Source organism: Pseudomonas putida (genome assembly GCF_028682635.1).
GTDB lineage: Bacteria > Pseudomonadota > Gammaproteobacteria > Pseudomonadales > Pseudomonadaceae > Aquipseudomonas > Aquipseudomonas putida_AE.
Window position 1 is genome coordinate 1 of record NZ_JANHLK010000127.1, and the last position, 228, is coordinate 228.

1 protein-coding gene is annotated in these 228 nt (G+C 62.3%); it reads left to right on the forward strand.

Annotation, left to right across the window (positions count from 1 at the left end):
* Nucleotides 1-228, forward strand: a 228-nt coding sequence (locus tag NPS56_RS31140; protein ID WP_274078191.1) for a radical SAM protein, incomplete at both ends; no start/stop codon positions are given.

Here is a 228-nt window from a genome sequence, read left to right on the forward strand (position 1 = left end):
CTATCGCTGCCCGCTGCAATGCCCGTACTGCTCCAATCCGCTGGATTTCGCCGAACAAGGCAAAGAACTCAGCACCGAACAATGGCTCAAGGTGTTCCGTGAAGCGCGGGAGATGGGCGCGGCGCAGCTGGGTTTTTCCGGCGGCGAACCCCTGGTGCGCCAGGACCTTGCCGAGCTGATCGCCGAGGCACGCAAGCTGGGTTTCTACACCAACCTGATCACCTCCGG